General features: G+C 71.9%; 4 protein-coding genes. 3 read left to right on the top strand and 1 reads right to left on the bottom strand.

Annotated features, from left to right (window positions below; genetic code table 11):
- Nucleotides 1–960 (bottom strand): MFS transporter (locus FV222_RS20275; protein WP_246685570.1); only part of this gene is annotated, 960 nt, incomplete at its 3' end.
- Between the two features lie 149 nt (nt 961–1,109).
- On the opposite strand from FV222_RS20275, the gene FV222_RS20270 reads away from it, so the two are divergent.
- The 3 genes from FV222_RS20270 to FV222_RS20260 all read left to right on the top strand — a co-directional run.
- Nucleotides 1,110–2,246 (top strand): hypothetical protein, encoded by a 1,137-nt coding sequence (locus FV222_RS20270; RefSeq protein ID WP_147815489.1) that lies wholly within the window; start codon nt 1,110–1,112, stop codon nt 2,244–2,246.
- 130 nt (nt 2,247–2,376) lie between these two features.
- Nucleotides 2,377–3,129 (top strand): AAA family ATPase, encoded by a 753-nt coding sequence (locus tag FV222_RS20265; RefSeq protein ID WP_147815488.1) that lies wholly within the window; start codon nt 2,377–2,379, stop codon nt 3,127–3,129.
- 109 nt (nt 3,130–3,238) lie between these two features.
- A partial coding sequence (locus FV222_RS20260) for a DUF1489 domain-containing protein (protein ID WP_147815487.1) occupies nt 3,239–3,583 on the top strand: 345 nt, incomplete at its 3' end.

Below are 3,583 nucleotides of genomic sequence, written 5' to 3'. Positions count from 1 at the left end.
GGCGGCCATCGCCCCGAGCTGCGTCGCGCCGAAGGTCAGGCCGTGCAGCGCCTGGAGCCCGACCAGGGCGGCCAGGCTGTCGCCGAGCGCATACATCCCGAGCGCGCGCACGAGGGCCGCGCCGCCCCCCAACGCGAGATAGCGGAACGGCGTTCGCCAGCGTGCGGGCAGGCGCGCGACGCAGGCGAACAGCACGATCTCGGCGACGACCCCGACGCCCCAGAGCGCGCCGACGGTGGCCGTCGAGAAGCCGTGCGCGGTCCAGTGGATGCTGCCGAAGGCGTAGATCGCCGCATGGCTCGCCTGGATTGCGGCGGCGGCGGCGATGCAGAGCTTCAGGCGCGGCGGCAGGCGCGGGCGCATTCCCTCCGCGTGTTCCGGGGCAGGCGCGGCGACCGACCGGCTCGTGAACGCGACGGCGCTGGCGATCAGCGCGAGCCCGGTGAGCAGCAGCGGCACCGCGAGCGCCTCGCCCATCGCCGTCAGCAGCGCGCCGCCGGCGAGGTTGGCCAGCAGGAACGCCACCGAGCCGGACATGCGGATCCGCGCGTAGTCGAGCTGAGGCCGGCGGCGGATCGCGGCGAGGGTGAGATAGTCGATGCTCGGCACGAGCGGCGCGCCGGCGACCGCGTTGAGGACGACGAGGAGCGCCAGCGCCGCCCAGCCGATCCCGGCGCCGGCCGGCATCAGCGCGTAGGTCCCTGCTAGCGCGAGGCTTCCCGCCAGCAGCAGCGCCCGCGCACCGACGCCCCGGTCGATCAGGCTCATCAACGGCGCCGTGGCGACGATGCGCGTCGCGATCGGCAGCGCGAGCAGCAGCCCGATCACCGACGCGTCGAGGCCGAGCGCGGCGAGCCAGACCGGCATGAACGGCATCGCGATGCCGATCTCGACGAACACCACCGCATAGAGGAGCGACAGGCGGAAACGGCTGGGCTCGAGGGGCGGTGACGCGGCCAAGGGTCTCGATCGATCGGCGTGGACGGGGCGGAGGCGGCGTCCGTAAGCCGCCGTTAAATCGATCCTGTCAAATTGTGCGCTCGCCAGTGTCGTTCCGGAGCCATGTCGAGCCCCACCGCACGCGGCCATCGCCCGCAAGGACGCGTACCATGTCCGGTTCCCACTCGCTGACGGCCTTCGAGCCGACCGAGTACGAGGCCATCGAGGCGACCATGAGCGGCAGCGCCCGCGGGCGCTGGTTCCTCGCCGAGTTCGCCAGCCGCAACCGCAGCGCCAACACCAACGTGCTGCTCGATGCGATCGCGCGGCTCGAATCCACGGTGACGGACGGGCGCGGCCCGGACGCGGTCAGCCATTTCCGCGGCGACATCATGGAGATGGCGAACGCGATCGGCCGGACCAAGGCCGAGATCGCGGCGATCACCGATCCCGGCCACGACCAGACCCGGCTCAGCATCGCGTCGGAAGCCCTGGACGCGATCGTCCAGGCGACCGAGCGGGCGACCACCGACATCCTGGCCGCCGCCGAGCAGGTGCAGGAGAGCGCGTGGTCGCTGCGCGAGAACGGCATCGACGCGGCGGCCTGCGACGCCCTCGACCGCTACGCGACGCAGATCTACACCGCCTGCTCGTTCCAGGACCTCACGGCGCAGCGCACCGGCCGGATCGTCCACACGCTGCGCTACCTCGAGGAGCGCCTGAACGCGATGATGGCGATCTGGGGAGACGCCGGCGACCCGGTCCCGCCGGGGCCGGGCGACGCGACCTACCGCCCCTCGATGGAATCGCGGCCGGCCGATCTCGACCAGAGCGACGTCGACCGCTACCTCGGCACGGACGCGCCGGCGACGATCGCCGCCGCGCATGCGGCGCTCCGCGCGATCGAGCCGGGGGCGGTGCCCCTCCACGACGACATCGTGTTCCTGCCCTCGGCCCCCGAGCCCGAAGAGCTTGAGGTTCCTGAAGAGCCGGCGATGCTCGAAGCCCTCGGGGAGCCCGAGCCGTTCCAAGAGCCCGATGCCGACGTCGCGCTCGACTGGGCCGAGGATTTCGAGGCGCAGATCGCCTCGGAGGAGGTCGTCGCCGAGCCTGAGCAGGACCCGGAGCCGGAGCCGGAAACGGACCACGAGCCGGAGGCGGAGCTGGCGCCCGAGCCTGAAGCGGATCCCTCCGAAGACGCTTCACCCGAGCCGGACGCCGTGTCGCCTCCGGCCACTGAGCGCGCGATGAGTTTCGCCGAGATCGACGCCCTCAGCGTCGAGGAGAAGCTGGCCCTGTTCTGCTGAGGCAGACTTCGCGAGGACGGCACTTGGTCCTGCGATAGGAAATCGCGCACGACACGCGGCGCGGCCGTTGCACGCTCCGGCGCGATCGCGCCATCTGTCGGCTGCGAGTCGGAGCAGCGGGGCCGGGGCGTTGGCGAGATACCAGGTCAAGACGTTGCCGCCGCCGTACCTGAGGCGGGTCTGGATTCCCGACGACGCGACCTACGACCGCGACGCCTATCCGTTCTGCCTTCCACTGTTCCGGGAGGGCGGGTTCGAGCTGGCGTTCGACCGCCCGGTCACCATCATCGCCGGGGAGAACGGGGTCGGCAAATCCACGCTGCTGGAAGGCATCGCGGTGCTCGCCGGCTTCGACGAGAGCGGGGGCGGCCCGGGCTACCGGGCCGTCGACAACGCCCGCGCCGTCGAGACCGGCGGCGGAAGCCTGGCGCGGTCGCTCAAGGCGAGTTGGCTGCCGAAGGTCGGGAGCGGCTGGTTCTTCCGGGCGGAGAGCTTCTTCTCCGTGGCCCGCTACCTCGACGAGGTCCGCAGCCCGTCGGCGGACTTCCTGTCCCACTCGCACGGCGAGGGCTTCATCCGGTTCTTCGAGGAGCGCTGCGCGAGGCCCGGCCTCTTCATCTTCGACGAGCCCGAATCCGCCCTCTCGCCGACCCGGCAGTTCGACTTCCTCAAGCTCCTGAAGCGCATGGAGGCGGGCGGGCGGACCCAGGTGGTGATCGTGACGCATTCGCCGATCATCATGGCCCATCCGGGGGCGGGGCTGCTGAGGATGACCCGACACGGGCTCGAGCCGGTGGCGCTGCAGGAGACCGAGCACTTCAGGATCATGCGGCAGTTCGTGAACGATCCGGGCGGCATGGTCGAGGCCATGACCGAGGGGTGACCCGGCCGCGCTCCCGCGGACCGGGACGAAGGGCCGCGCACCCGCTGCGACGATCCGGCGTTACACGCTCTCGCGCATCGCCCCGCGCCTGCGAGAGACCGACGAGACCGTGGCCCTTCACCTGCTCAAGCTCTGCGTCGGCCCGGCCTCGATCGAGGAGCTTGCGGCGCGCCAGGCGCGGTTCCGCGACGAGGCGCTGCGGCTCGGCCTCGACCCGGCGCCGGTCCACACCACGCGGATGGTGCCCAAGCGCCGGAGCGAGATCGCCGGGCGCGGCTCGATCTACTGGGTAATCAAGGGCACGCTGAGCTGCCGGCAAGCGGTCGCAGCGATCGAGCCCTCCACCGGCGACGACGGCATCGGCCGCTGCCGCCTGGTGCTCGATCCGGCGATCGTCGCGGTCGCGCCGCGCCCCTGCCGCCCGTTCCAGGGCTGGCGCTACCTGACCCAGGGC

This window comes from Methylobacterium sp. WL103, assembly GCF_008039885.1.
In the GTDB taxonomy this organism is placed as follows: domain Bacteria; phylum Pseudomonadota; class Alphaproteobacteria; order Rhizobiales; family Beijerinckiaceae; genus Methylobacterium; species Methylobacterium cerastii.
Note: the sequence above shows the minus strand (reverse complement) of the source record. Positions and strands in the feature narration are given on the sequence as shown.

What these genes read in the sequence shown, in the direction of transcription:
- FV222_RS20270 (WP_147815489.1), top strand. Translation starts at nt 1,110, where the DNA reads ATGTCCGGTTCCCACTCGCTGACGGCCTTCGAGCCGACCGAGTACGAG.